Source organism: Tessaracoccus sp. MC1679 (genome assembly GCF_014164775.1).
GTDB lineage: Bacteria > Actinomycetota > Actinomycetes > Propionibacteriales > Propionibacteriaceae > Arachnia.
This window is the reverse complement of sequence record NZ_JACJGB010000007.1, coordinates 199,884-221,964: the sequence shown is the minus strand read 5'-3', so window position 1 is coordinate 221,964 and position 22,081 is coordinate 199,884. Positions and strand designations below refer to the sequence as shown.

At 66.8% G+C, this 22,081-nt stretch carries 30 protein-coding genes, 1 tRNA gene and 1 pseudogene; 14 read left to right on the top strand and 18 right to left on the bottom strand.

The features are described from left to right. Positions 1–51: 51 nt before the first annotated feature. From H5398_RS13385 to H5398_RS13365, 5 genes are all read right to left on the bottom strand, one after another. Positions 52–369, bottom strand: a complete 318-nt coding sequence (locus H5398_RS13385; RefSeq protein ID WP_182800328.1) for a hypothetical protein — start codon at positions 367–369, stop codon at positions 52–54. Positions 370–558: 189 nt separating this feature from the next. Further along, a complete protein-coding gene (locus H5398_RS13380; RefSeq protein WP_182800358.1) occupies positions 559–729 on the bottom strand; it encodes a helix-turn-helix domain-containing protein in 171 nt (56 codons plus the stop codon). A 139-nt stretch (positions 730–868) separates the two neighbouring features. Continuing rightward, a complete protein-coding gene (locus tag H5398_RS13375; RefSeq protein ID WP_182781068.1) occupies positions 869–1,111 on the bottom strand; it encodes a hypothetical protein in 243 nt (80 codons plus the stop codon). A 10-nt stretch (positions 1,112–1,121) separates the two neighbouring features. Next, positions 1,122–1,358, bottom strand: coding sequence for a BrnT family toxin (locus H5398_RS13370; RefSeq protein WP_182800327.1), 237 nt, complete (start codon positions 1,356–1,358; stop codon positions 1,122–1,124). 70 nt (positions 1,359–1,428) lie between these two features. Continuing rightward, positions 1,429–2,292 carry a site-specific integrase gene (locus H5398_RS13365; protein WP_182800326.1) on the bottom strand — a complete coding sequence of 288 codons (864 nt, stop codon included), beginning with the start codon at positions 2,290–2,292 and terminating at the stop codon, positions 1,429–1,431. 90 nt (positions 2,293–2,382) lie between these two features. On the opposite strand from H5398_RS13365, the gene H5398_RS13360 reads away from it, so the two are divergent. The 3 genes from H5398_RS13360 to H5398_RS17455 all read left to right on the top strand — a co-directional run bounded on the left by H5398_RS13360 (position 2,383) and on the right by H5398_RS17455 (position 3,771). Continuing rightward, the gene (locus H5398_RS13360) at positions 2,383–2,751 is read left to right on the top strand and encodes a TraM recognition domain-containing protein (protein ID WP_182800357.1); all 369 of its coding nucleotides are present in this window, start codon (positions 2,383–2,385) and stop codon (positions 2,749–2,751) included. 75 nt (positions 2,752–2,826) lie between these two features. Beyond that, a complete protein-coding gene (locus H5398_RS13355) occupies positions 2,827–3,252 on the top strand; it encodes a single-stranded DNA-binding protein (RefSeq protein ID WP_182800325.1) in 426 nt (141 codons plus the stop codon). Positions 3,253–3,267: 15 nt separating this feature from the next. After that, on the top strand, positions 3,268–3,771 hold the full coding sequence (locus tag H5398_RS17455) for a hypothetical protein (protein ID WP_255443724.1): 504 nt from the start codon (positions 3,268–3,270) through the stop codon (positions 3,769–3,771). A gap of 83 nt (positions 3,772–3,854) precedes the next feature. Here H5398_RS17455 and H5398_RS13345 read toward each other — a convergent pair whose 3' ends face one another. The 3 genes from H5398_RS13345 to H5398_RS13335 are packed head-to-tail and all read right to left on the bottom strand — an operon-like array spanning position 3,855 to position 6,632. Continuing rightward, positions 3,855–5,069: an erythromycin esterase family protein gene (locus H5398_RS13345; protein WP_182800324.1), complete on the bottom strand. Its 1,215-nt coding sequence runs from the start codon at positions 5,067–5,069 to the stop codon at positions 3,855–3,857. Positions 5,070–5,095: 26 nt separating this feature from the next. After that, the gene (locus tag H5398_RS13340; protein WP_182800323.1) at positions 5,096–5,899 is read right to left on the bottom strand and encodes a hypothetical protein; all 804 of its coding nucleotides are present in this window, start codon (positions 5,897–5,899) and stop codon (positions 5,096–5,098) included. 25 nt (positions 5,900–5,924) lie between these two features. Continuing rightward, positions 5,925–6,632 carry an ABC transporter ATP-binding protein gene (locus H5398_RS13335; protein WP_131170189.1) on the bottom strand — a complete coding sequence of 236 codons (708 nt, stop codon included), beginning with the start codon at positions 6,630–6,632 and terminating at the stop codon, positions 5,925–5,927. Between the two features lie 151 nt (positions 6,633–6,783). On the opposite strand from H5398_RS13335, the gene H5398_RS17860 reads away from it, so the two are divergent. From H5398_RS17860 to H5398_RS17445, 6 genes are all read left to right on the top strand, one after another. Then, the gene (locus tag H5398_RS17860; protein ID WP_182800322.1) at positions 6,784–7,950 is read left to right on the top strand and encodes a histidine kinase; all 1,167 of its coding nucleotides are present in this window, start codon (positions 6,784–6,786) and stop codon (positions 7,948–7,950) included. Then, positions 7,947–8,588 (top strand): response regulator transcription factor, encoded by a 642-nt coding sequence (locus tag H5398_RS13325; protein WP_182800321.1) that lies wholly within the window; start codon positions 7,947–7,949, stop codon positions 8,586–8,588. Before H5398_RS17860 ends, H5398_RS13325 begins: the two co-directional genes overlap by 4 nt. Positions 8,589–8,749: 161 nt before the next feature. After that, positions 8,750–9,022 (top strand): hypothetical protein, encoded by a 273-nt coding sequence (locus H5398_RS13320; protein WP_182800320.1) that lies wholly within the window; start codon positions 8,750–8,752, stop codon positions 9,020–9,022. Next, positions 9,022–9,276: a hypothetical protein gene (locus H5398_RS13315; protein WP_255443723.1), complete on the top strand. Its 255-nt coding sequence runs from the start codon at positions 9,022–9,024 to the stop codon at positions 9,274–9,276. The genes H5398_RS13320 and H5398_RS13315 overlap by 1 nt, the downstream gene beginning before the upstream one ends. Before the next feature lie 189 nt (positions 9,277–9,465). After that, positions 9,466–10,803 (top strand): recombinase family protein, encoded by a 1,338-nt coding sequence (locus H5398_RS13310; RefSeq protein WP_182800319.1) that lies wholly within the window; start codon positions 9,466–9,468, stop codon positions 10,801–10,803. Next, positions 10,686–11,447 (top strand): hypothetical protein, encoded by a 762-nt coding sequence (locus H5398_RS17445; protein WP_255443722.1) that lies wholly within the window; start codon positions 10,686–10,688, stop codon positions 11,445–11,447. The genes H5398_RS13310 and H5398_RS17445 overlap by 118 nt, the downstream gene beginning before the upstream one ends. A 21-nt stretch (positions 11,448–11,468) precedes the next feature. Here the strand turns inward: H5398_RS17445 and H5398_RS13300 are convergent, their stop codons facing one another. From H5398_RS13300 to H5398_RS13275, 6 genes are all read right to left on the bottom strand, one after another. Continuing rightward, complete coding sequence (locus tag H5398_RS13300; RefSeq protein WP_220489442.1) at positions 11,469–11,978, bottom strand: TIGR02391 family protein; 510 nt, start codon at positions 11,976–11,978, stop codon at positions 11,469–11,471. Continuing rightward, complete coding sequence (locus H5398_RS13295; RefSeq protein ID WP_182800318.1) at positions 11,975–12,664, bottom strand: DUF5343 domain-containing protein; 690 nt, start codon at positions 12,662–12,664, stop codon at positions 11,975–11,977. Before H5398_RS13295 ends, H5398_RS13300 begins: the two co-directional genes overlap by 4 nt. 148 nt (positions 12,665–12,812) lie before the next feature. Continuing rightward, complete coding sequence (locus tag H5398_RS13290; protein ID WP_182800317.1) at positions 12,813–13,772, bottom strand: BsuBI/PstI family type II restriction endonuclease; 960 nt, start codon at positions 13,770–13,772, stop codon at positions 12,813–12,815. Next, positions 13,769–15,250 carry an N-6 DNA methylase gene (locus tag H5398_RS13285; RefSeq protein ID WP_182800316.1) on the bottom strand — a complete coding sequence of 494 codons (1,482 nt, stop codon included), beginning with the start codon at positions 15,248–15,250 and terminating at the stop codon, positions 13,769–13,771. The genes H5398_RS13290 and H5398_RS13285 overlap by 4 nt, the downstream gene beginning before the upstream one ends. A gap of 51 nt (positions 15,251–15,301) precedes the next feature. Further along, a complete protein-coding gene (locus tag H5398_RS13280; RefSeq protein ID WP_182800315.1) occupies positions 15,302–15,904 on the bottom strand; it encodes a hypothetical protein in 603 nt (200 codons plus the stop codon). 2 nt (positions 15,905–15,906) lie between these two features. Further along, the gene (locus H5398_RS13275) at positions 15,907–16,113 is read right to left on the bottom strand and encodes a hypothetical protein (RefSeq protein WP_182800314.1); all 207 of its coding nucleotides are present in this window, start codon (positions 16,111–16,113) and stop codon (positions 15,907–15,909) included. Positions 16,114–16,496: 383 nt separating this feature from the next. Between H5398_RS13275 and H5398_RS16880 the strand changes: the two genes are divergently transcribed. Then, a complete protein-coding gene (locus H5398_RS16880; protein WP_220489440.1) occupies positions 16,497–16,943 on the top strand; it encodes a recombinase family protein in 447 nt (148 codons plus the stop codon). Then, positions 16,912–17,562: pseudogene (locus tag H5398_RS17855) on the top strand (recombinase family protein); the annotation flags it as partial. The gene H5398_RS16880 and the pseudogene H5398_RS17855, both read left to right, overlap by 32 nt. 147 nt (positions 17,563–17,709) lie before the next feature. Here the strand turns inward: H5398_RS17855 and H5398_RS16865 are convergent. The 3 genes from H5398_RS16865 to H5398_RS13265 form a co-directional block, all read right to left on the bottom strand. Then, positions 17,710–17,868 (bottom strand): hypothetical protein, encoded by a 159-nt coding sequence (locus H5398_RS16865; protein ID WP_220489438.1) that lies wholly within the window; start codon positions 17,866–17,868, stop codon positions 17,710–17,712. Between the two features lie 3 nt (positions 17,869–17,871). After that, positions 17,872–18,075: a hypothetical protein gene (locus H5398_RS16860; protein ID WP_220489436.1), complete on the bottom strand. Its 204-nt coding sequence runs from the start codon at positions 18,073–18,075 to the stop codon at positions 17,872–17,874. A gap of 43 nt (positions 18,076–18,118) precedes the next feature. Beyond that, positions 18,119–18,191, bottom strand: a tRNA-Ala gene (locus H5398_RS13265). A 79-nt stretch (positions 18,192–18,270) separates the two neighbouring features. On the opposite strand from H5398_RS13265, the gene H5398_RS13260 reads away from it, so the two are divergent. The 3 genes from H5398_RS13260 to H5398_RS13250 all read left to right on the top strand — a co-directional run bounded on the left by H5398_RS13260 (position 18,271) and on the right by H5398_RS13250 (position 21,661). Beyond that, positions 18,271–19,578 carry an MFS transporter gene (locus H5398_RS13260; RefSeq protein ID WP_370586129.1) on the top strand — a complete coding sequence of 436 codons (1,308 nt, stop codon included), beginning with the start codon at positions 18,271–18,273 and terminating at the stop codon, positions 19,576–19,578. 73 nt (positions 19,579–19,651) lie between these two features. Beyond that, a complete protein-coding gene (locus tag H5398_RS13255; RefSeq protein WP_370586128.1) occupies positions 19,652–20,659 on the top strand; it encodes a sugar-binding transcriptional regulator in 1,008 nt (335 codons plus the stop codon). Positions 20,660–20,734: 75 nt separating this feature from the next. Then, positions 20,735–21,661: an enoyl-CoA hydratase/isomerase family protein gene (locus H5398_RS13250; RefSeq protein WP_182781107.1), complete on the top strand. Its 927-nt coding sequence runs from the start codon at positions 20,735–20,737 to the stop codon at positions 21,659–21,661. 5 nt (positions 21,662–21,666) lie between these two features. Here the strand turns inward: H5398_RS13250 and H5398_RS13245 are convergent, their stop codons facing one another. Further along, positions 21,667–22,011 carry a hypothetical protein gene (locus tag H5398_RS13245; RefSeq protein WP_182781108.1) on the bottom strand — a complete coding sequence of 115 codons (345 nt, stop codon included), beginning with the start codon at positions 22,009–22,011 and terminating at the stop codon, positions 21,667–21,669. Between the last annotated feature and the right edge of the window lie 70 nt (positions 22,012–22,081).

Genomic DNA, 22,081 nt, shown 5'->3' with positions numbered 1-22,081 from the left:
CGATGAGCGGGCACAACTCCCCCTTTCCACGTCACGAAGCCGAGTGCGAGATCAGGCTGTCTCCACGGTCTCCGACTCCTTGAGCCAGGAAAGCGCCGAGGAGACCGCTCGCTCATCGGTGTCGAGGAGGCGGAAGGCGGTGCCGATCAGTGAGTAGAACTGGTCGCCCCATGCAGTTCCGAGCTGTACGTTGCCGCCCCTGCTGAGCGAGAGGCTCGAGATGAGGTGCAGGCCGCGTAGGACGTTGAGGCACCGTTCCATCGCGTGGGCTTCAATCGACCACCCCTCGGAGCGCGCGACGCCGCTGGCCTGTTGATAAGCCTGATAAGCCTGCCGATAGAAGTCGAGGAGACCTATCTCCGTGGCCATGCTGCGGATGGACTTGCCTTGCGCGGGATGAACCGCCCGATCTATCTTCGAGACCGGCGGTTCAGGCCTCAACTACACCGTGGATTGTGATGAGCCACAAACCCCAATACTGGGGAGCGGCACTACATTGGGACAACAAGCGCCCCACCTCGAGGGTCTGTGCCCACGAAGCCGACGCCCGCAATGCGGTCACCCGGCCAGGGTCTTGAGGCCGCCGGCGCTCGCGACCACGAGTTCGTCCAGCTCGTCCAAATCGACCATCACCCGGCGTCCAACTCGGTACCGGATCAGGGAACCGTCGCTGAAGCGTCGGGTCAAGGTCTTGGGATGAACACGAATGTACTCAGCGGCTTCATTCAGGGAGGCCCACCGCGCGCGCCCGCTCTCGGTGTGGGGGCTGAGGTGTTACGGGTGCTCATCAAGGATCCTCTCGCTCATACCCCTATGAACCCCCACGGCCGACACCCAGCGTGAGAGGGGCCATTTGAACTGCGACGGTTCAGTCGCGACCGAAGCGCTGATAGGCAGCCTGACGGGTTGTGTCGAGCGCGGCCCCGATAACGGTCCAGGAGTCGCCGGCCTCGCGGGCCTCGTGTACTGCTTCTCGCAGTTCCTGTTCGGCCTCCGCCACCGCCTTCCGGGCAGCGAGAATCCGGCGGAAGTGCGCGGCGTCGCGGGCTGGGTTCGTACGGACGTCTAGCTGGTCCAGCCCGGTCGAGTCATTGTGTGTCTTGATGGTCATGGCGTTCACCTCACCTCAGGTAGTCGTAGAACTTCGGTCGTAGTCGATCAGCGTGGATGATCCGAGTCGGTTCATCTGCAGGCACAGCAACGAGTTCCAGCAAGCGTCCGTGCTGGTCAGGCCCGATCACCAACAGGCGTTCCTGACCGTTGTATTCATACTCGACGAGCCTTATGGCGTGGTGCCAAGCATGTTCGATCTCTGCATCCGTGATCCCGTGCTTGCGCGCCGAACCGCGGATCTCCATGTGTAAAGACTACCTTTACATCCTGCCCTCGTCAAGGGAGCCTTTACACGTAGAGAGGCGATCGGGGGCCTCATGCCACGACGACCGTGAGGCCCTTGAGCGCTTCGTCCTGCTTGGGACCGACGCTCTCGACCCGGCGTGGGAAGACGCGGCTGTAGACCTCAAGCGCCATCCGCGAGTCGCTCCACCCCAGCAAGAGCATGACTTCCGCGATCGTGTACCCCTCGCTGAAGAGCCACGCGGCGTACGAAGCACGCAGGTCGTGCAGCGTGATGTGGTCCTCCGTCGGCACCGGCAGACCCTTCCGCCACAATCGGCGCCGCTCCGCCTCCGGGGTCCGCAACCCCATGTTGGCCAGCGCCCTGTTATGACGACGGTCTGCCTCAGCCGGCCCCATCGGCTTGCCATCCGCGACGGTGAACACGAGCTGCTCCGGCGACCTCGGATGCAACGTGAGGTGATCCCGCAGGATCGTCACCAACGTCGTCGACATCGGCAGCGAGCGGATGCCGGCCGACGTCTTGGGAACCTTCACACCCACGCGGTAGGCATCGCCGTCCTTGCCATGCTCGATCGCCTGGCGCACCAGGATCCGCCGCCCCTCGAGGTCGAGGTCCATCCGACGCAGACCCCGGACTTCAGCGGATCTCAACCCGCCCAGGGCCACCGTGGCCAACATCGCCACGTGCTGGGGTTCGGCGGCCTGCAGATAGCGTCGTACATCGTCCAGGTCGAACACGTGACGCTGCTCCATCGCCTTCGTCTGTCGCGGGATACCCACGCCGGCGGCGGGGTTCTTGTCGATCCACCCCCAATGCGCCGCCTTAGCCAACAACTCACTGAACAAGGCCAACGTCGACCGGTCGCGGCGGCGCTCAGCACCCAGCGGGCCCTGGCGCCACTGCCACACCTCGTCGTGAGTGATGGTCGTCACATCCCGTTCAGTTCCCCAGTGGGGCACGATTCGAAGCCGCCAGTCCTGCTCGTAGGCGGTCCGGGTGGACAGAGCTAGCGGCCGCGCGCGCTGTGCCAGAGAACGCCGCGCGCGATCTGGGACGCCTCCATCGTGAAGATCATCCTCGGCGGCGCCTCGAACTCGAAAGACTTGCACGACCTCACCACCCTCATCGGAGAACGCGACGAAATCACCGACTCCACCACCATCGGCGATCACGGCTCCCGCTCCGCGCAGAGGTCGATCCGCCGGGTGCCCATCCTCCCACCCGACGCGATCAGGACACTCCCGTTCGGGACAGCCCTCGTCCTCCTGCGCGCCGCGCCGCCGATCGTCACCCGGATGCGGACCTGGATCACCCGCCCCGACGCCGCACGCCTGCGCGCCGACCGCGCCGAGGTCGAGAAGCTGCTGCAACAGAGCCCCTCCGACTCATAGGGGCGCCGCGCGTACCTGCCTGGCAAGAGCGACCCCGGCACGCGGGGTCGCGAGACAGGTCAGGAGGACAGTCCGATGGCTATCCGCACGCAGCAGTCGATTTCAGGGTTCATCGCATCCGATCCGCAGTTGAAGATCGCCGACAGTGGCAAGGCCCGGTTCGGGCAGCGGCACTACCGGGCGACGGGGCCGGGTGAGTTCGAGGAGCTGGAGGCGACGTTCCACGATCTGGTGATCCATGGCAAGACCGCCGAGCGCGCCTACGAACGCTTCGCCAAGGGCGACAGCTTCGTCGCCGAAGGCTATCTCGACCGGGACGAGTACATCCGCGACGGGCAGACGATGACCGGGGAGAAGTTCGTCGCCAAGAAGATCGGCCACGACACCGCACGCTCCACCTACACCGTCGAACGCGCCCGCCGTGAACCACCCACACGCGCCCCGGAGTTCGAGCCGCCGTCCCGGCCTGCCACCAACCGCAGCCACGCGATCAGCCGGTGAATCAGGAGCACGATCATGATCGACACCCCTGACGAGTTCGACCCAGACCTCGACACTGATCTTGATACCGACGAGCCCGAACCCGAGGACGACGTGGACGGCGGGTCTGATGACGCCGGGGTGGCCGAGCCGCCACACCCGGTGAACTGGAATCTGCTGACCGCGCATGAGGCAGAGATCGAGTGGCTGGAGCTGAACCGGTGGGTACACTGGCTGCGCCACACCTACGGGCTGCCCGCCAGCGTGATCCCTCCGTTCTGGCACCATCACCCCGAACTCGTCTGGGAACTGTCCGCCCTGCATCTGCACTGGCTGTGCGCGTACGACCCCGAGCAGAACGGGTCCGCTACGCTTCTGGGCAACCACACAGCGGCGCGTCCCCCGGAGCGAGTTCCGGTTGGACCACCCCATCGGCCGGCCCGAGCACGGGGGCGCTGCCGGTGGAGGCGAGCCAAGCAAACTCGAGGGTTTCGGGCGTGGGCATCTCAGTCATGGCGGACTCCCAGGGGCGGAGGGTGAACAGTGCGCGGCACGCTAACAGCAAGGCGCCGACGGGCGTCAGGTGGTCGGCTTAGCGCGGGTACGCCTCCCCGGGCCGCAGCTCAGCCCAGTCGCTCGGTCGGGGACGCGTCCCAGACGTAGATGAGCGCGTCCCAGGCCTCCGCGGGGGTGACGCTCACCGTGTGCGACGGCGGCACCCACGCCTGCCACGAGGCGAACGGCTCGCCGGCGCTGACCATCGTCGTGGCGCCGCGCAACAACTCGGCGTCGGCCCCGGTGACCGAGGCCAGCTCCAGGTAGCCCACCGTCGTGCCTTCGAACAGCCCGCGGATGCGCCCGTTCACCGTCAGCGTCGACACCGTTCCCTGCGAGTTCAGCCCCACGCGATGCCCGTCGGTGCCGATCACCCGGTAGTCATCTCCCCACTGCCGCGCGGCCAGCCGCCCCACGGTGTCGCCCCCGACCGCGGTCGCCTGCCCCGCGCGGTCGAGGTGCCCGTTGTGGCCGAACAGCAGCGTGCGCTCGCGCCCGGACGCCGTCCCGCGCTCCACGAGCCAGGCCAGGTTGTCGAACATCATCGCGTCCCGGTTGCCGACACCGAGGCCTCGCTGCCGGGCTTGCTCCAGCACGCGCCCCGCCTGCCGCGCCTCGGCCGCTGCCTCGCTCCCGTCATCGGACGCCGTGAGCGCGGCCTGCAGGTCCGCCACGGCCGACTCGACGTCGGCGGCCACCGCCCTGTCCCACAGGGATTCATCGGTGAAGCGCGCCAGCCGCGCGGTCAGGTCGGCCGCAGCCGTGGGGTTCCGCGCGGCCAGCCAGGCGAGCGCAAGCCCCTTGGTGACGGTGGGACGCGCGGCGTCGATGCCCACGAAGCGGATGTCCTCGCCCGCCGGGTGTTGGTCATTGTGCGCGCGCACCCAGGTCAGCAAGTCGACCGTGTCCCGGGTCCGGTTCAGGCCGTAGCCGAACAGACGGGCGGCCTCCACGGCGGTGCCCGGTCCACCCTGCAGCCAGGCGTCAACCGAGGCGACGCTGCCGAAGTCTTCCTCCCAGGCGACGGTCGTGAAGCCCTGGTCCGCGACCTTCTGCAGCAATTGCAGGCGCAGCGCCTGAAACTCATGGGTGCCATGCGTGGCCTCCCCCAGTGCCAGCACCCGGGCGGAGGTCATCCGTTCCGAGAGAACCGCCTCGGTGAACTCACCAGCCACAGGTGAGCCCTGCGGGCGGGACTGCCACCACGACACCATCGCCGCGACGGCCGCCACGCTGACGATGATGGCGACGAACACCAGGCCGAGGGGCTTGCGCTTCTTCATGGACGTCTCCTTCTGGTCGGGGTTCGTCACAGGTCGTCGCGCAGCAGACGCAGCGTCCCGACGGTACCTGGGGCGAAGATCCACACCATCGCGGCGACGACCACGGCCAGCGGACCGACGACCGCCGCGTCCGGAAGAAGTTCGTGGAGCGGATCGACGGCCACGAAAGCCATGGCGCGCGCTGCGGTGTCGGAGATGCTGCCGACCAGCATGGCCACCGTGGGCCACACCAGCAGGAAGGCGATCGGGGCGGCCGCGTTGCGCAGCGCCAGGGCCCACGCGAAGCCCGCCAGGACCAGGAAGGCACCATTGCCGGCCACCACGGCGAGCGAGGCGACGTCAAACGTCCACGCCATGGACACACCGGTGATCAGCGGCGCCACCACCATCACGAGCGCCGCCGCCACGACAGCCAAGGTCGTCGCGACGACCCACAGCCCCAGGACGGTCAGACTCTTCGCCAACACCAGACGGCCACGGCGGGGATCGAGGGTCAACGTCACGGAGGCGGTGCGGGCCGAGAACTCACCGGCCACGAGCAGCACCGCGAGCACCATCGAGATCATGGACGCCGGCACCACAGCCATCGACGCCAGTTTGCCGAAGTCGGTTCCTGTGGTGGGGAACAGGGCACGTCCCCCGGCAAAGGCGCCCGACAGGAGAGCTGCCGCAGCGATCAGCACGGGTCCGATGCGGGTGTTGACCAGCTTGCGGGTCTCGACGGCCACGGCGCGGGCCAGTGCCCGACCGGAGGTCTCGTTCGAGGCGACGCGCGCAGCGCGCACCGGAGCGGCGGCAGGAGCGGGGACGGAAGCGGTGTGGACGGTCATCTCGGGGTCCTTTCGAGCGTGGTGGTCAGGCGGCGCGGTCAGCGCCAGAGGTGAGGGTGAAGTACTGCTCTTCGAGCTCGGCGCTGGACGCGGCGGTGATGGGCTCGTCGGCGAGCACCCGACCGCGGGCCACCATCACAACGCGGTCGGCCAGGCGGCTGACCTCGTGCAGATCGTGGCTGCTGAGCAGGACCGCGCACCCACGCTCGGCGCGTGAACGGAGCAGACCCGCAAGCCAGCGCTGACCCTGCGGGTCGAGGCCGTTGGCCGGCTCGTCGAGCACGAGCGCGGCAGGGTCGCCGAGCAGGGCGTGGGCCAGGCCGAGACGCTGCCGCATGCCCAGGGAGTAGGTGCCGACGCGACGGCGTCCCTCGGCAGCGGTCAGGCCAACCTCGTCCAGCGCGTCGTCGACGCGGCTCGCGGGCAGGCCCAGCGTGATGGACGCCAACCGCAGGGTTTCGCGTCCGGTGCGGCCGGGGTGGAAGGAGTCGGCCGAGAGCAGGGCACCCACGACATGGGCGGGGTCGGCGAGGGTGGCGTAGGCCATCCCGTTCACGGTGGCCTCCCCGGAGTCGGGGCGGACGAGACCAACCAGGGAACGCAGGCAGGTCGACTTGCCGGCCCCGTTGGGGCCGAGGAACCCGACGATTGTGCCGGGAGCGACAGAGAACGTGACGTCATCGAGCGCCACGGTGGCGCCGAAACGCTTGGTGAGGTGGGTCAGGTTGATCATGGGTTCAGTTCAGCCCAGCCATCCGGGGTGCCGCATCGGGTGATCAGCCACCGTGACGGGTCGCTTCGGCGCTGGGGAAGGTCCGATCGGACCCCCCTCCGCGGGCCGCTCGGCCGACGCCCCTCGAAGGCACCAGCGTTAGGTTGGGACCGTGACCGCGCCACCCCTCGCCCCTGCCCCGCCCCGATTCGTGGTGTGGACCGTGGCGGTGCTCGCGTTCCTCTACTACCTGACGCCGGTCGCCGCCCGCCTCGCCGCTGGACGCCCACTCCCATGGTCGCTCGTCCTCCTGCTGGTCCTCCCGGCCATCGCAGCCCTTGTCGCGCTGCCTTGGCGCGAGCGAGCTCCGATCGCGATCGCACTCGTCATCGCCGCCTTGTGGGTGCCGAGCCCTGGGGTGCTCGGGGCAGCGATCGTGGCGCAGGAGTCGGTGGCCCGACGCCGGAGCCTCACCAGCGCCCTGACGACGGGTGCCGTCCTCATCGCCGCCAAGGTGCTCGAGCTATTCGCGTCGGCCTCGGGTGCTGCTGCGACGGCGCTCAGCTTCGAACTGGCGTTGGCCATCGCTGGCGTGGTGATCGCGACCCTCATCGGATTGTTGGCGTCCAGCCGCGCTCAGGCCCAGCACGACCGCGAATCGGCGGAGCAGGCACGACGCGAGGCCGAGGCGTCCCGCATCAACGAGGCGCGTATGGCCGAACGCGAGCGCATCGCTCGCGAGATGCACGACGTCGTGGCGCACCGCCTGTCGCTGGTCGCCCTGCATGCCGGCGGCCTGGCCTATCGAACGAATCTCACCGCGGATGAAGCCCAGGCAGCGGCCAGGATGATTCAGCTCAATGCGCAGGCGTCACTCGACGAGCTTCGCACGATGCTTGCCACGCTGCGAGGAGCTGAGGCACCGCCCGAGCCTCCCCAGCCGACGCTCGCCGAGCTGGACGTCCTGCTGGCCGACGCCGAAGACATCGGCCAGCGCGTCACCGTGACCCACATCGGCGACCTTGAGGCGGTGGCCACCCACGCGTCTCGGCAGGCATTCCGGATCGTCCAGGAGTGCCTCACCAACGCCCGCAAGCACGCCCCCGGAGCGCCGGTGCACCTCAGCCTCACCGCACGCGACGAAGTCTTGCACCTGCGGGTATCGAACCCGCTCGCTGACCTGGCGATCCCCGACGCGAGCGGGTCACGGCTCGGTCTGGTGGGCATCGCCGAACGCGTCGGGCTGGTGGGCGGAACGCTCACCCACGGCGTCCGGGATGGACAATTCGTGGTGGACGCCGCCCTCCCGTGGGGCGCGCCGGCGAAGGAGGGCGCATGATCCGGCTCGGAATCGTTGATGACGACGCCATGGTGCGGACCGGCCTGGCTTTCATCCTGGGCGGTGAGGCTGACATCGAGGTGGCCTGGCAGGCCGCCAACGGGATCGAGGCGCTGGAGCACCTGGCGGCGCAGGGTGCCGACCTGTTGTTGCTCGACATCCGCATGCCGGGCATGGATGGTCTCGCGACCCTGGACGCCCTTGCCGGGCGGGACGATCGGCCTCGCGTCATCGTGCTGACCACGTTCAACACCGACGACTACGTGGTGCGGGCGCTGCGGCAAGGCGCCGACGGGTTCTTGTTGAAGGACACCGATCCGGCCCGGGTGGTCGACGCGATCCGTCGAGTTCACGCCGGGGAGCGGACGCTGTCACCGGAGGTCACCGACACGCTCATCCAGGTCGCCACCGAGCGTCCGGCCGCCGAAGCACCGGCGAACGCGGCGCTGGAGCAACTCACCCAACGCGAGCGCGAGATCGCCGTCCTCATGGCCGAGGGCTTGACCAACGCCCAGATCGGCTCGCGGCTGAACGTGTCCATGGCGTCGGTCAAGGCGCACCTGTCCCACATCTTCACCAAGCTCGGCGTCGACAACCGAGTCTCCGCGGCGATGATGGTGCGCGAGGTCCGCACGTAGGTTGGTTTCCTGCCCGACCGCTGGTGATCCTGCTCCACGGCACCCGTTCCAGCTCTCGCGCGGCCAACAGCATCCGCGGGCCGCGCCCTCGTGTACCGAAGCCGACCCTGCACCTTCGCACTGTGGGCGGCAGATGTGCGCGTTCTTCCTCCGCCACGGTGGTGGGTGAGGCCGTTCAGGTGCGGTGTGCCGACGGTGAGGCCCGTGAGCGCTTGCGCGAATGGGTCGCGACGGCCAGCACCCGCTTGGACCGCGACCGTCCCACGAGGCAGACCGCCTGGCCCGGTAAGGACCCTGCGCCGCCGGTCGAGGATGTCGTGATCGAGCATCGGGAGAAGGAGTTCGTGCAGTTCGTTCTCGACGACGTGGCCCGCCGCCAAGAGAAGGAGGACGCCTTCTATGCCGACTTCGACACCGGGGAGGTGCGCGACTGATGGGCTCCAGCTATGTGCGCAAGACCGATCGGCGACGCTACGAGGACCGGAAGTTCTCCATCCGCGCCGTGCACCGTGACCCGGTGGACCTGCACAAGCTCGCCGAGGTGCTGATCCGGCTCACCTTGCAGGAGACCGGGCAGACGCGCGCGATCCGCCGCAACCAGGAACCACCCGAGACCTACCGGGTTCGCCCGGCCGGCGCCCACACGGACCCGATCCCTGTGCCGGTGTCGGAGGGCCAGGTAGAATAGATGTACGCCTCGCGCGAAGCGTGGGGTGTTGTGGTCCTCAACCCCGCCACTCGTGACGGGCATATCTCACGTGGATGCCCCGGCGTCCTAGTCCTCCGGCCTTCGGGCTTCTTCTCACGATCGACACCTCGATCCCTCTTCTGGGCGCTTCGCGCGAGGGCCAGACGAGTCCGAGCGAGAGAAGAAGCCATGAGCACCACAGCCATCGAGCACGCCGACACGGCGCACCCCGAACCCGCCCGCACCGACCCGGTGCGGAGTCTCATCGACCCACCCAAGGGCACCGCCCTGGCGGTTTCCTACCTGCGTGTGTCCACCAGGGAGCAAGCCGAGAAGGGCGGCACCGAGGAAGGGTTCTCCATCCCCGCGCAGCGAGAGGCGAACCGCCGCAAGGCCGAGCAACTCGGCGCGGTCGTCGTGGAGGAGTTCACCGACGCAGGCACATCGGCGAAGTCCGCCGACCGTCCCGAGCTGATGCGGATGATCCGCTACGTCAAACAGCACAAGGTCGCGTACTGCATCGTCCACAAGGTCGACCGGCTCGCCCGCAACCGCGCCGACGACGTGACTATCCACCTCGCTCTGCAGCAGGCCGGGGTGCTGCTGGTCTCGGCGACGGAGAACATCGATGAGACCCCCTCGGGGATGCTGCTGCACGGCATCATGTCCACCATCGCGGAGTTCTACTCCCGCAACCTCGCCACCGAGGTCGTCAAAGGCATGTCGCAGAAAGCCGCGAACGGCGGCACCCTCGGCAAAGCACCCATCGGGTACCTCAACGTCCGTGTCCGCGATGAGCTCGGCCGCGAGGTCCGCACCGTCCAGCTCGACCCCGAACGTGCCCCGCTGGTCGAATGGGCGTTCAAGGCCTACGCCTCTGGAGACTGGACCGTCAGTCAACTCCACGAAGAACTCACCGCCCGCGGCCTGGTCAGCGTGCCCACGCCGAAGCGACCCGCCAATCCGCTTGCCGTCTCCTCGGTGCACCGGCTGCTGACCAACCCCTACTACAAGGGAGACGTCACCTACCGGGGCGTCAACTACAAGGGAGCCCACTCACCGCTCGTGCCGGCCGAGGTCTGGTACCAGGTGCAGTCGGTGCTCACCTCCCACAAGAGCGCCGCCGAGGCCACGCAGATTCACGACCACTACCTCAAAGGCAGCATCTACTGCGGCGCCTGTGGCTCCCGCCTGATGGTCTCCAACTCCAAGAACCGGCACGGATTCGTCTACCCCTACTTCGTCTGCTCCGGCCGGCACTCCAAGCGCACCGACTGCACCCGCAGCGCCATCCTCATCGAAGACGTCGAGCATCTGATCGAGGACTACTACGCCCGCATCCAGATCACCCCCGCCCGTCGCGAAGCCCTCGCCGGAATGCTGCATCACGAGTTCGACCGGCTCATGTCATGTCCGCCGAGACCGACGAACTCGCCCAGCTCACCGCGAACCGTGATCGGCTGGAGAACGAACAGACCCGTCTCATCCAAGCCCACTACGCCGACGCGATCCCGCTGTCCCTGCTGAAACGAGAACAAGACCGCATCCTCACCGAACTGGACCACATCACGCGCCGCATCGACGCGCACCACGGCGAGTACACCGAAGCCCGCGCCCACCTAGACGACGCGCTGAACCTGTTGGAGAACTGCGTAGACATCTACAAGCGGTGCGACGACGCCAACCGGCGCCTGTGCAACCAAGCCTTCTTCACAAAGATCTATGTGGACGAGGACGATGACCTCCACGTCGAGTACGCCCGCCCCTACGAGATGCTCCTCGACCCTGAAATCAACGACAACGCCCTCACCTGGGCCGCGAACGCCGACAAGGCCCGAACCCAGCCCAATGATTCTTCGGGCAAGGGTTCGAGCCTTGTGCGCGGGGTGGAAGCAATGGAGCGTTGCGGGAACAGGCGACAACGGGTTGAGAGGCTGGTTTCCGCGTGGGATCAGGGCACTCGCGGGAATGCCGAGTCCGAGGGCGAGGCCGACGACCCTCTGATCGGTGCGTCAGCGGAACCAAAGAAACGACCTCGAACACGACTCACTGACACCGAAGTGGACGCTATGCGAACAGCCCGCGCACAAGGCATCAGCGTGACTGCCCTCGCTCGACAGTTCGGAGTGCATCGCGGAACTGTGTGGGCGAGAACAAGCCCACACACATGACATCACCTGGCAAGGCTGAGATCAACGGACACCCGCTGCGTCCAGACGCCGGAGAAGCAGAGATGCAAGCGCCAGATAGTCGAGCGCCTCGTCGGGTGTATCGCCAGTATCGATCTCATGGCCCCGCGGGTTCCGGATGCCCGCAGCCGCTCCGGCGAAGATGGACTTGTAGCCTCGCTGCTCATCTACCTCAGAGTCCGTGGTTAGCGCGTTGAGTCGGATCTTGGCGTTGGCCTCGTTGAACGCATCCATCATCAAGGCGTAGCCGGTCTTACCCCTGAGCTTCGAGATGCGCTTTACCTCCTTCTCTACGAACTTGAACGCTTCAAAGACGGACTGCTCTCCATATCCATCGTCAAATAGACTGCGAACCTTTGACGGAAGATCCGGGTGAATATTCCTAGTCTCAAACGGATGCAAGTCGCCCTCTTGATCGCCTGGCAGCGGACAGGCTCGCATGACCGGTCCAAGTAGGGCATCCTCGCTTATTGACCGCGCGATGCGCTCGAGCCGGTCGAGGCCCTCGCTCATGACATCAGGTGCTTCTTGATGCTCGCAAAGATCGCGTCGTACGTGGCAGCATCACCGTTAGCAGGAATGTTGACCTCCACCCGCACGGACAGGCCGACATCACGCCCGAAGGAACTCGCACTCTCGGACATGTTCTCAGGCGTCACGGATTCAGATGACGCGGCTCCTGCCTTTGCCGTGGGCTTCGCAGCAGAAGCCTTCGGCTTCTTCGCCGCGGTTGCGGCGCTAGATGACGGCTTCTGGCCGTTCGTGCGTGCTGGTGGAAGCTCCCCGTGTCCCGAGAGTGCAGCCAGAGTGAGGAAGGTAGTGGCCTGGCGCTGACCTACAAGAGCCGACGTCTTGTCAGCCCCTCTGAACCAGTGGATGAGGGTGTCCCGGTCGGACTGTAGAGCGTCGTTCATCTCTTCAAACAGTTGGGAGTAGGAACTTCGAATAGCACTCTCGAGACCCGTCTTGAACGCGTCATCGTTCCCAAACAGGTAGTCACTGGAGCCGTCGGGTCGAGTCCCGTCTTCATCGATGATCCCGAGGAATCGAAGGATCGACAGGATGTATGACTCGTTCGCAGGTGCGATGTTGAACCGCTGGAGGTAGCTTGCATCGATCTTCGATGGAGCCCCCTTGCGCAACTGGGCGAACGTTTGGGTCAGCGCCCCCTGGCCGGACGTGTAAGGGAAGGTTGGCATGGACAGGCTCCTGTGGCTCGTGCCGACTCTCGGCGACATGCTGGATGCGACATGGCCAGTATACCTAACTCAGTGCACATGACTCGGTTTCGGAGCTCCGCCCCCGCGAGCGCTCGTTCCCGATTAGCAGAGGGATCGCAGCGGTTCGCTATGCGTAGGGCCCTAGGAAGCGTTCACCGTTGTAATGGATCATGTGCGTGGGGTGGTCAGCGCACCAGACTTCGGACTCCCAGGCGATCTTGTCGACGTACTTGCGGAACTCTGCCCGGTCAGGGAAGCAGGAGACGTAGACAAGGCCTGCCGTTGACTGTGCGAACAGGTTGGCGAGTTCGGCTTGGCGTTTCGAGTCGACGGGGCCGTGTGAGCTTGCTGCTTCCAGGAGCACGAGCCAGTTGCGGTCGGGGAGGTAGATGACGAGGTCGGGCATCTTGCCGTGCTCGTCGACCTCGACGTTGAGCGAGGACAGCGTCTCTCGTTCGAAGAGTGCCCACTTGTCGCCAGCATCGCCGATGTAGAGCACTTGCCCACCGGGCGTGAAGCGCGGGCAGAAGTCTTCGACCATGGCTTTGAGGAGCACGTTCTGCCCGCCGGGCGTCAGGGTGAAGATCGAGCCGTCCGGGAGTGTCAGCGGGATGCGATCCATCTCGCGCGCGGCCGCGTAGCGTGCTTTGAGGCCGGGCAGGTCAGCAAGGTATCGGTCGGTTGCAGATTGCCAGGCGTCGGTGCCGTAGGCGCGCAACACGTCCAGCGCCTCTCCTGTGACCTGGTAGTTCCACTTGGGCGAGTTCACGGGGCGTTGCGGCTCGTCAGGGTTCTGGACGATGAGTTGTGCTTCCACAAACTGGTGGAGTGTAAACCGTCGGACGGTCTCGCGAGTGTTCGGAGCGTAGTCCTTGCCGTACTCGTCGCGGATGAAATCCATGATCGCCCGTGTTCCGAGCATCGGGTTGGCTGCTTCTGCCCATGACTCAGCGGGTGTGAGCCGCAAGAGGGCCAGGAGCACGAGCGCGGAACGCTCGTTGCTGCGCTCCGCATCCATGCCGAGCGTCTCCAGGACGATACGGGCGTCTTCGACTCGTTCGTAGGCGTCGTTGCTCAGCTCGCTCATGCTGCGATCAACTCCTTCACAAGCGAGTCGACCTCAACCTGCGACACGACGGCGGTCCGGCCGAGGCAACGCAGGGTCTCCACGCTTGGGAACCGCAGGGTGCGGAGATCGGTGGCGTTGACCTGAGTGTGGCCGGAGAAGGTGCGGAAGAACTTGTCGATTACCGACGAATTGAGCCAGACTGCGATGCCTCTTGCGAGGTCTTCGTCCAGCCCGCGACCTCCGATGTGGAACACGTTGAGGTGGTTCTCGAAGGCTACTTCACCAGGGTTGTCGTTGGGCGACCAGACTGATGCCACGATCCGTCGGCGCTCTTCCTTCGCGCTGAACCGCTTGACGACGGTGTACCAGCCCTCGGGCAGAAGCATTGCCCGATCCTTGTCACTGGTCGGTTGGAACCACTGCGGCTTGCGAATTGGTCGCGGCCAGAGCACTCCGCCGTCACGGAGATTGCCGGGATAGATCAGCGGAACCGCGTCAGGCAGTTCGACGCCGCTAAGCGCATGGCGTGAACGGAAGTCCACTACCCGGCCGGTCGAGACCTGAACACCAATATCCGTCAGTGTGCAAGGCTGAGCCAGCACCAGCTCGGCAACCCTGGTGTCGTCTGCGTCGGTCGCCAGCCGAATGAATCGGTTGGGATCATCAGGAAAGACCACGTCGTTGTAGGGAACGACGCGAGAGGCGATGTCGTCGGTATGGTCGCGACTCACCGAGAGTTCAACGACACCGGGAGCGGCTCCCCGAGTTCCGGAGAAGATGACGTTCTCCTGGAGTACACCCGTGTCGGCGAAGACGGTGGAGCGGGAGTCGAACACGTGAACCCGGTCGAGCGCGATCGAGTCGAGCAGGTGGGAGCGGAACGCTCCGAAGTACGGGCCGTTGAAGAATGACCGGGGTGTGATCGCAACAACCTGCCCACCGGGCCGCAATGCTGCTACAGACAGAGCGAGGAACGCAGCGTAGAGGTTCGGAGCATCGACTCCAGCCGCCCGCATGGCCGTTCGGTGTGCACTTGAGACCGCCAGCTTTCCGTAAGGCGGGTTCTCGATCACTAGATCGAACTGCGCTTCCGGATTGAGTGAGGCATCCAAGCCAGTGGAGTCGAGAATGAAGTCAGCCTCTACAGACTCGGCCACCACTCGACCTTCCCCAGCGCGCTCACACTCGGCGAGGGTTGCCTGAAGGTGTGGCAGCACGGCAGGATCGCGTTCAATCGCGACGATCTCCACCGACAGCTCCGGCTGTTCTGCCAACACGCGGCGCACCAAAGCTGCGGTGAGCATGCCGGAGCCGGCTCCAGGATCGAGCACGCGCAGTGTGCCGGTCGATGGCAGTCTCGGCAGGGAGGCGATCAGCTGAGCGGCCGCAGCGGGGGTGAAGAACTGCCCCAGGTCGCTCTGCGTGCGCGCGTCGAGGCCGCCGAGGGCGGCGACTCGCTCGACCTCGGCGATGCCTAGGAGGTCTGTCGCCAACACGCTCTCATCGTATCTGGGAGCACCGACAGCGACCGGGGAGCACGCCGAGTGCTACTGGTCAATCGCTCCCATCGGCGGATGCCGCCGGGTCATGAGCTGCATGTTGCGCCTGTGCTTGTTCCTCGGCGTCGACTTGTCGGGCGCAGCAGGGCGACGGTCATCGGCTGCTGCACGCTTCACGAGCGCCTCGTAGAGGACTTCGACGTTGTTGTAGAGATCCCAGAATCGTGACTGAGCCGGGCTGAACGCTTCGTAGTTCTGGTCGGCGACGTTGTCGATGAGCACCCACATGGCCTGGACGAGAGCATCGTTGTCGTAGAGCACGGCATCGATGCAGTCGCTCCTCGGATGAGGTACCTCGATGAGGCGCTCTCGCACCTCGGTGACGAGCTTCTCCACGACCTGCACCTGGACCGCACCGTCGCGGTGGGCGCGGCGGTCCTCGTAGGCGGCCTTGCGGCAGGCGGGCGAGCAGTACAGGCGAGGCCTGCCCGTGGTCTTCACTTCTTTGAGCTTGGTTCCGCACCGTGCGCAGGTCGTGGGCAACTCGACACGGCGCTCAACGCGCACGGTTCGGTCGCGGCGGCGCTGCTCCGCCCGCTTCCGTTCACGGAGGCGTGCAGCCTGGTTGGCGTTGATCTCGCTGAGCAGCACAATCACACGCTTCTGCTGCGCTCGCGCTGTCGGGTCGGGCTCGTCGCGATCAACCGTGCAAGCTTCTTGAGCACGTGCTTGTTCAGCGTCGGGAGGGCCACGGTGGCTTCGAGTAGCTCGGCTTCGGTGCCGGATTCGAGGGCGGCGCCCCAGCGGGCGTAGCGGCCGTTGAAGTCGGTCGCGCTGGGATCGTAGCGTTTGGTGGCCATGTTCTACGGTACGTCGGTTTCGTCACCGACGTAAGTGCCGATTCCTCGATCTGCAAGATGCGTGTCGCCTCAAAGTGAGGGTCGGGCGAACGGGCGAAAGTGTGCATCGTTCGGAAGCCCGTGCACCTGTCTGTCATGCGAAGCGACGAGAGGAACCTGAGGCTACGGGCGACTCTGCGTGAAGAGCCTGACCTCGGCAAGCTGATCGAGTGGGTGCTCGGCATCGCAGAGGCCCGGCACCGCGCGTGGGTGAGTGGCGATCCCGATCCCTACGGGCTCCCACCTCCCGACGACCTGGCGTCTGCGCGCGCCGGAGCTCTTCGTTCTGTCAGGGGTGCGAGAGAGGATCGACACCAAGAAGTACCACGGCAAGGAGGCCCACCATGAGCACCGCGACACTCAGCACCAAGACTTCCGATGAGCCCGTGCTGCTGGCCGTCTCGTACCTGCGGGTGTCGACGCGGGAGCAGGCCGAGCGCGGCGGCACCGAAGAGGGCTTCTCGATCCCGGCCCAGCGGGAAGCGAACGCCCGGAAGGCCGCCGAGTTGGGGGCGCGGATCGTCAGGGAGTTCATCGACGCGGGGGCGTCCGCCCGCTCGGCAGAGCGTGACGGGTTGCAGGACATGCTGGCGTTCATCGCCGCGACCCGCGTCACGTTCTGCATCGTGCATAAGCTCGACCGGCTCGCCCGCAACCGAGCCGACGACGTGAAGATTCACGAAGCACTCATCAGCGCCGGGGTCACCCTCGTCTCCGCCACCGAGAGCATCGACCAGACGCCTTCGCCTGCACGGCATCATGTCCTCCATCGCGGAGTTCTACAGCCGTAACCTCGCCACCGAAGTCACCAAAGGATTGACGCAGAAGGTCGCCCAAGGCGGCACCCCGATGCGCGCACCCATCGGCTACTTGAACGTGCGGTGCACCGACGAGGCGGGCCGGGAGGTTCGCACGGTCGAGGTCGATCCGGAGCGCGCACCGCTCATTGCCTGGGCGTTCGAGCACTACGCGACCGGCGAGACCTCCGTCGCCGGCCTGCTGCGCGACCTCACCGCTCGCGGGCTACTCACGGTGCCGACACCGAAACGCTCGTCGAAGCTGTTGGGGAAGAACACGCTCTACAAGCTCCTGACGAACCCGTACTACGCGGGCGTGATCCGTTACAAGGGTGCGCTGCATCCTGGCGCGCACGATCCCATCGTGGAACCTGCCTTGTTCGATAAGGTGCAATCACTGCTGAAAGCGCGGACGGCGAAGATGACCCGGCACGTCCAACACGCCCACCACCTCAAAGGTCTGCTGCACTGCGGCACCTGCGGGTCACGGATGCTGCTGGACTTCGCGACCAACCCGCGCGGCGTCACTTACGCCTACTTCATCTGCTCCGGCAGGGCTGCGAAGAAGACCACCTGCACCCGGAGGGCCGTGCCGGTCGCGGTCGCTGAGCGTCTGGTCGCGGACTCCTACATAAACATCACGATCAGCGACACGACCTACCAGCGAATCGCGGCCGATGTTGATGCCGCGTTCGACAAGCGCAACACCGGCCATGACCAGGAACTCTCTGACCTGACGGCGAACCGGGCGCGCCTGGAATCAGAGTCCGACAAGCTCCTCGCGGCGCACTTCGCCGACGCCGTCGACCTCGACACGTTGAAGCGGCACCAAGACCGCATCCGCGCGGGCCTCGCCGACGTGAACCGCCGACTCGCCGAACACGGCGAACACCACACCGGCGGGCGCGCGTTCCTCCACGACTCACTCCGGCTGCTGACCGACGTGCACCGCGCCTACGCCCACTCCGGCGACGCCGATAGGCGGATCGCGAACCAAGCCTTCTACACGCGCCTCGACATCACCGACGACGAACAACTCCGCCCACCCCTGGCTGAGCCGTTCGCCACGATCTTCCGCGAAGCACACGACAGCGGCGACGAAGGCAAGGAAGCGAAACGGGAACACACCACATCTTCCGATGTCGCGTGTTCCCGTAAGACACTTTGGGTGGAGCATAGGGGACTCGAACCCCTAACTTCCACCTTGCAAAGGTGGCACTCTACCAATTGAGTTAATGCCCCGAATCGACGGCAAGTATAGGGCAGCACACGCCCCGGGGCATCTCGCTCCGGGGGGCTCCTCTAGGGTCGGAACGTGAGCATGTCCGAACGCTTCTACTCCGCTCTCCTCCACCGCGACATCGACGCCGAGCGCGCCCTCCCCGGAGGCGCGGGAGAGCACGTCGCGGGCAACGGGCTGCGGCAGGTGGTGGCGAGCGCCCTGCAGTCCTCCGGCGATCAGATCGTCAAGCCGTCGACGGTGCTGCCGTGGCTGCTGAACGCACTCGGCGCGCCCACCGCGCTGATCGGCCTCCTGGTGCCCATCCGCGAATCCGGCTCCATGCTCCCCCAGGCGTTCCTGACGCCCCTGGTGATGCGGGTCCGGCACCGGAAGTGGGTGCTGGTGGTCGGCTCCTTGATCCAGGCGGTGGCCGTGGCGGCCATGGCGCTCACCGGCGCCGTCGGCTCCGGGCTGGCGGCTGGGCTCGCCATCATCGCCGCCCTCACGGTGTTCTCGCTCGGCCGCTGCCTGACGTCGATCGCGTCCAAGGATGTGCAGGGGCGCACCATCCCGAAGGGCGAGCGGGGGCAGATCAACGGTCTGGGCACCACGGCCGCGGGCATCGTCGCCATCACCCTGGGTCTTGCCATCCGGATCTTCGCCGGCGACGACTTGTCCGCAGGCCAGTTGGCGTGGATGCTGGCCGCGGCCGCGGCGCTCTGGCTGGCCACCGCCGTCGTCCAGGCGGGATTCCGCGAGCCCGACGACGGCGCGCCCGAAGCCGCGGCCGACGGCTCCCCCACCGGTGTCCTCGAACTGCTTCGCACAGACCGCGAGTTCCGCAGCTTCGTCACCACCCGCAGCTTCCTCCTGGTCTCCGCCCTCAGCCCGCCATTCGTGGTGACCCTGTCCGCGACGGAGGGCACAGACACGCTGACCGGCCTGGGCGGTTTCGTGCTCGCCTCCGGGGTGGCGTCGCTGATCGGCGGCCGCATCTTCGGTCGGCTGGCCGACCGCTCCAGCAGAACCCTGATGTCGTTCGCGGGTGCCGCGGCGTCTGTGGTGGTTCTCGTGCTGGTTGCGGTGGTGTCGCTGCCGGGCTTCGACGGCGGGGCGACGTGGGGCACCGTCGTCCTGGTGTCAGGCTATTTCCTGCTCACCCTCCTCCACACGGGGGTGCGGGTGGGGCGGAAGACCTACGTCGTCGACATGGCAGAGGGCGACATGCGGACCGTCTACGTCGCGGTGTCCAACACGGCGATGGGCGTGATCCTGCTCATCGTCGGCGGGATCAGCACGCTGCTGGCGCTGGCCGGGGTGGTGTGGGCGCTGCTGTTCCTGGCGGGCCTGGGCATCCTGGGCGCGTGGTGGGGGTGGCGGCTGCCTGAAGTGTCGCGGGGGCGGTAAGCCCTCCGCCCCCGGCTGCACGGTTCGCGCAACCAGGATGCACGTTCGTGCAGAGCTTGGTCTAGACTTGCCGGTGACGGTGTACGACGAGTCCAAGGAGGGGCGAGTGGTCAACCGGACCAGCGACTCACTGCTCACGGTGGCGCGCATGTACTACGTCCAATCCGAGACGATGGACGCCATCGCGCACCACCTCGGGGTCTCCAGATCGACGGTGTCGCGGCTTCTCAAGGAGGCCCGGGATCGCGGCCTGGTGCGCGTTTCCATCGTGGATCCCGACCGTCCGCTCAACCGGATGGCCGAACTCTTCGAGAAGTACTTCCACGTCACCGCACACCTCGTCCACGTCCGCCCCGGGGCCAGCAGCATCTTCCGGTTGGACCAGGTGGGGCGGATGGCCGCCGGCCTCCTCAGCAACGCGGTGCAGGACGGCGACATCGTCGGCATCGCGTGGGGCACCACCGTCTCGGCCATCGCCACCCACCTGCACCCCCGGGACCTGACCGGAGTCACCGTCATCGGGCTCAACGGCGGCGCCAACCATCAGACCACCGGCCTGCCGTACGTGGGCAGCATCCTGCACAAGTTCGCCCAGGCCTTCGGAGGCCAGGAGCAACTGCTGGCGCTGCCCGCCTTCTTCGACGACCCCGCCACCAAGGAAGCCATGTGGCGCGAGCAGAGCACCCGCCACATCCTGGCCGTGCGCGCCAACTGTCGTGTGGCGCTGTTCGGCGTCGGCGGCCTCCACTCGGAGCTGCAGAGCCACGTGTACTCGTCGAACTACCTGAGTGAAACGGACCTGCGCCACCTCCGCGAGCAGAACGTGGCGGGCGACGTGTGCACCGTCATGCTGCGCGAGGACGGTTCCTACCGCGACCTTGAGATCAACAGACGCGCCACCGGCATGACACCGGCCGAGCTGCAGACGGTGCCCCGCCGGATCTGCGTGGTGAGCGGGTTGTCGAAGGCGGCGCCCGTGCTGGGCGCGCTCCGCGCCGGGGTGGCCACGGACCTGGTGATCGACGCCGAGACCGCCCGCGCCGTCCTCAACAGGATGAAACCCGGCATCCGCGTGGTGTGACGGCCAGCCGGGACGCCGGAACACTGCTCCGCTCCCGGCAGACAGCCCCCCGCGGGTTCACTTAGGCTGGCCCCCATGTCTGAATTCATCGTCACCGAGGTGCAGGACGGGATCGCCCGCATCACCCTCAACCGGCCGCGCGCGATCAACGCCCTCACCGAGGACATGTTCACCGCGATGTATGACGCGCTCACCGCCTGGCACGACGACGATGCGGTCACAGCGGTGGAGCTCGCGGGCAATGGCGAGCGCGGGTTCTGCGCCGGCGCGGACGTGCGGGCACTGGTCCAGCTGGTCCGCGACGGCGGCCCGTTCCTGCAGTACCTGGAGACCGAGTATGCGCTGGACATGATGCTGGCCAACTACCCCAAGCCCGTCACGTCCTTCCTGCGCGGCGTCTCGATGGGCGGCGGGCTGGGCATCGGCGCGCACGTGGACCGTCGGATCGTCTACGCGGACACCGTGATGGCCATGCCGGAGACGAAGATCGGCTTCGTGCCGGATGCCGGCGTGCTGTACGAGCTGTCGCGGGCGGGCGCCGTCGGCAAGCACGTGGCGCTGACCTCCGCCACGTTCACCGGCGGTGACGCGCTCCTGATGGGGTTGGCAGACGAGTCGGCCGACGGCGACCTCCCGGCTCCCCTCTTCGCCGAGTCCGCCGCCTGGATCCACGAGTGCTACGCCTCCGAGGATGTGCTCGAGATCATCGGGGAGTTGGAGAACCACCCGGCGGACGAGGCCCGCGCGGCGGGACGCGAGCTGCGCGCCCGCAGCCCGTTCGCGGTGCACGTCACGGCGCGCGCCATCGTGCGCGCCCGCTCGCTCAGGCTCAGCGAGGTGCTGGCGCAGGACCTGAGGCTCGCGGAGACGGTGATCCCCTCAGGGGACTTCGTCGAGGGGGTGCGGGCGCTCCTGGTGGACAAGGACAACGCCCCGCATTGGCGGCACGCCTCCCTGGAGGAGGTTCCCCTGGACGAGGTGGCGCGGGCGTTCGAGTACTGACGACCCTAGCGGCCGGTGCCGGGGGGCTTGAAGGCCATCGCGACGTTGACCAGCACGATGCCCACCCACACCATGAGCAGCGCCGCGATTCCGAACTGCAGGACGATCGCCGTCAGCGGGATCGCCATCACGAGCGACACGATCGCGAGGGCGAGGCGGCCTCCCTGGCCCTGGCGCTCCGCCGCCGACTGCGCCTTGGTGGCGGCGAGCTCGGCCTCGTATCGACGGCGGACGGTGGCCTCCACCTTCGCCGCCAATGAATCCACAAGCGCCGGCTCGATTTCTGTGCCCATCTCGCGGCGCACCTCGAGGGCGGCGTGCAGCTCGTCCCGGGACAGCTCCTCACTCATGCTGCGAAGGCTACTCCTGACAGCACCCGAACGGCACCGTATGCCCCTGGGGGTATACTCGACGCGGCCG

Bases quoted from the DNA above. Each gene is read 5' to 3' on its own strand.
- H5398_RS13385 (WP_182800328.1), bottom strand. From the start codon at position 369: ATGGCCACGGAGATAGGTCTCCTCGACTTCTATCGGCAGGCTTATCAG.
- H5398_RS13375 (WP_182781068.1), bottom strand. From the start codon at position 1,111: ATGACCATCAAGACACACAATGACTCGACCGGGCTGGACCAGCTAGAC.
- H5398_RS13370 (WP_182800327.1), bottom strand. From the start codon at position 1,358: ATGGAGATCCGCGGTTCGGCGCGCAAGCACGGGATCACGGATGCAGAG.
- H5398_RS13355 (WP_182800325.1), top strand. From the start codon at position 2,827: ATGGCTATCCGCACGCAGCAGTCGATTTCAGGGTTCATCGCATCCGAT.
- H5398_RS17455 (WP_255443724.1), top strand. From the start codon at position 3,268: ATGATCGACACCCCTGACGAGTTCGACCCAGACCTCGACACTGATCTT.
- H5398_RS13345 (WP_182800324.1), bottom strand. From the start codon at position 5,069: ATGAAGAAGCGCAAGCCCCTCGGCCTGGTGTTCGTCGCCATCATCGTC.
- H5398_RS13340 (WP_182800323.1), bottom strand. From the start codon at position 5,899: ATGACCGTCCACACCGCTTCCGTCCCCGCTCCTGCCGCCGCTCCGGTG.
- H5398_RS13335 (WP_131170189.1), bottom strand. From the start codon at position 6,632: ATGATCAACCTGACCCACCTCACCAAGCGTTTCGGCGCCACCGTGGCG.
- H5398_RS13325 (WP_182800321.1), top strand. From the start codon at position 7,947: ATGATCCGGCTCGGAATCGTTGATGACGACGCCATGGTGCGGACCGGC.
- H5398_RS13315 (WP_255443723.1), top strand. From the start codon at position 9,022: ATGGGCTCCAGCTATGTGCGCAAGACCGATCGGCGACGCTACGAGGAC.
- H5398_RS13310 (WP_182800319.1), top strand. From the start codon at position 9,466: ATGAGCACCACAGCCATCGAGCACGCCGACACGGCGCACCCCGAACCC.
- H5398_RS17445 (WP_255443722.1), top strand. From the start codon at position 10,686: ATGTCCGCCGAGACCGACGAACTCGCCCAGCTCACCGCGAACCGTGAT.
- H5398_RS13300 (WP_220489442.1), bottom strand. From the start codon at position 11,978: ATGAGCGAGGGCCTCGACCGGCTCGAGCGCATCGCGCGGTCAATAAGC.
- H5398_RS13295 (WP_182800318.1), bottom strand. From the start codon at position 12,664: ATGCCAACCTTCCCTTACACGTCCGGCCAGGGGGCGCTGACCCAAACG.
- H5398_RS13290 (WP_182800317.1), bottom strand. From the start codon at position 13,772: ATGAGCGAGCTGAGCAACGACGCCTACGAACGAGTCGAAGACGCCCGT.
- H5398_RS13275 (WP_182800314.1), bottom strand. From the start codon at position 16,113: ATGGCCACCAAACGCTACGATCCCAGCGCGACCGACTTCAACGGCCGC.
- H5398_RS16880 (WP_220489440.1), top strand. From the start codon at position 16,497: ATGAGCACCGCGACACTCAGCACCAAGACTTCCGATGAGCCCGTGCTG.
- H5398_RS13260 (WP_370586129.1), top strand. From the start codon at position 18,271: ATGTCCGAACGCTTCTACTCCGCTCTCCTCCACCGCGACATCGACGCC.
- H5398_RS13250 (WP_182781107.1), top strand. From the start codon at position 20,735: ATGTCTGAATTCATCGTCACCGAGGTGCAGGACGGGATCGCCCGCATC.
- H5398_RS13245 (WP_182781108.1), bottom strand. From the start codon at position 22,011: ATGAGTGAGGAGCTGTCCCGGGACGAGCTGCACGCCGCCCTCGAGGTG.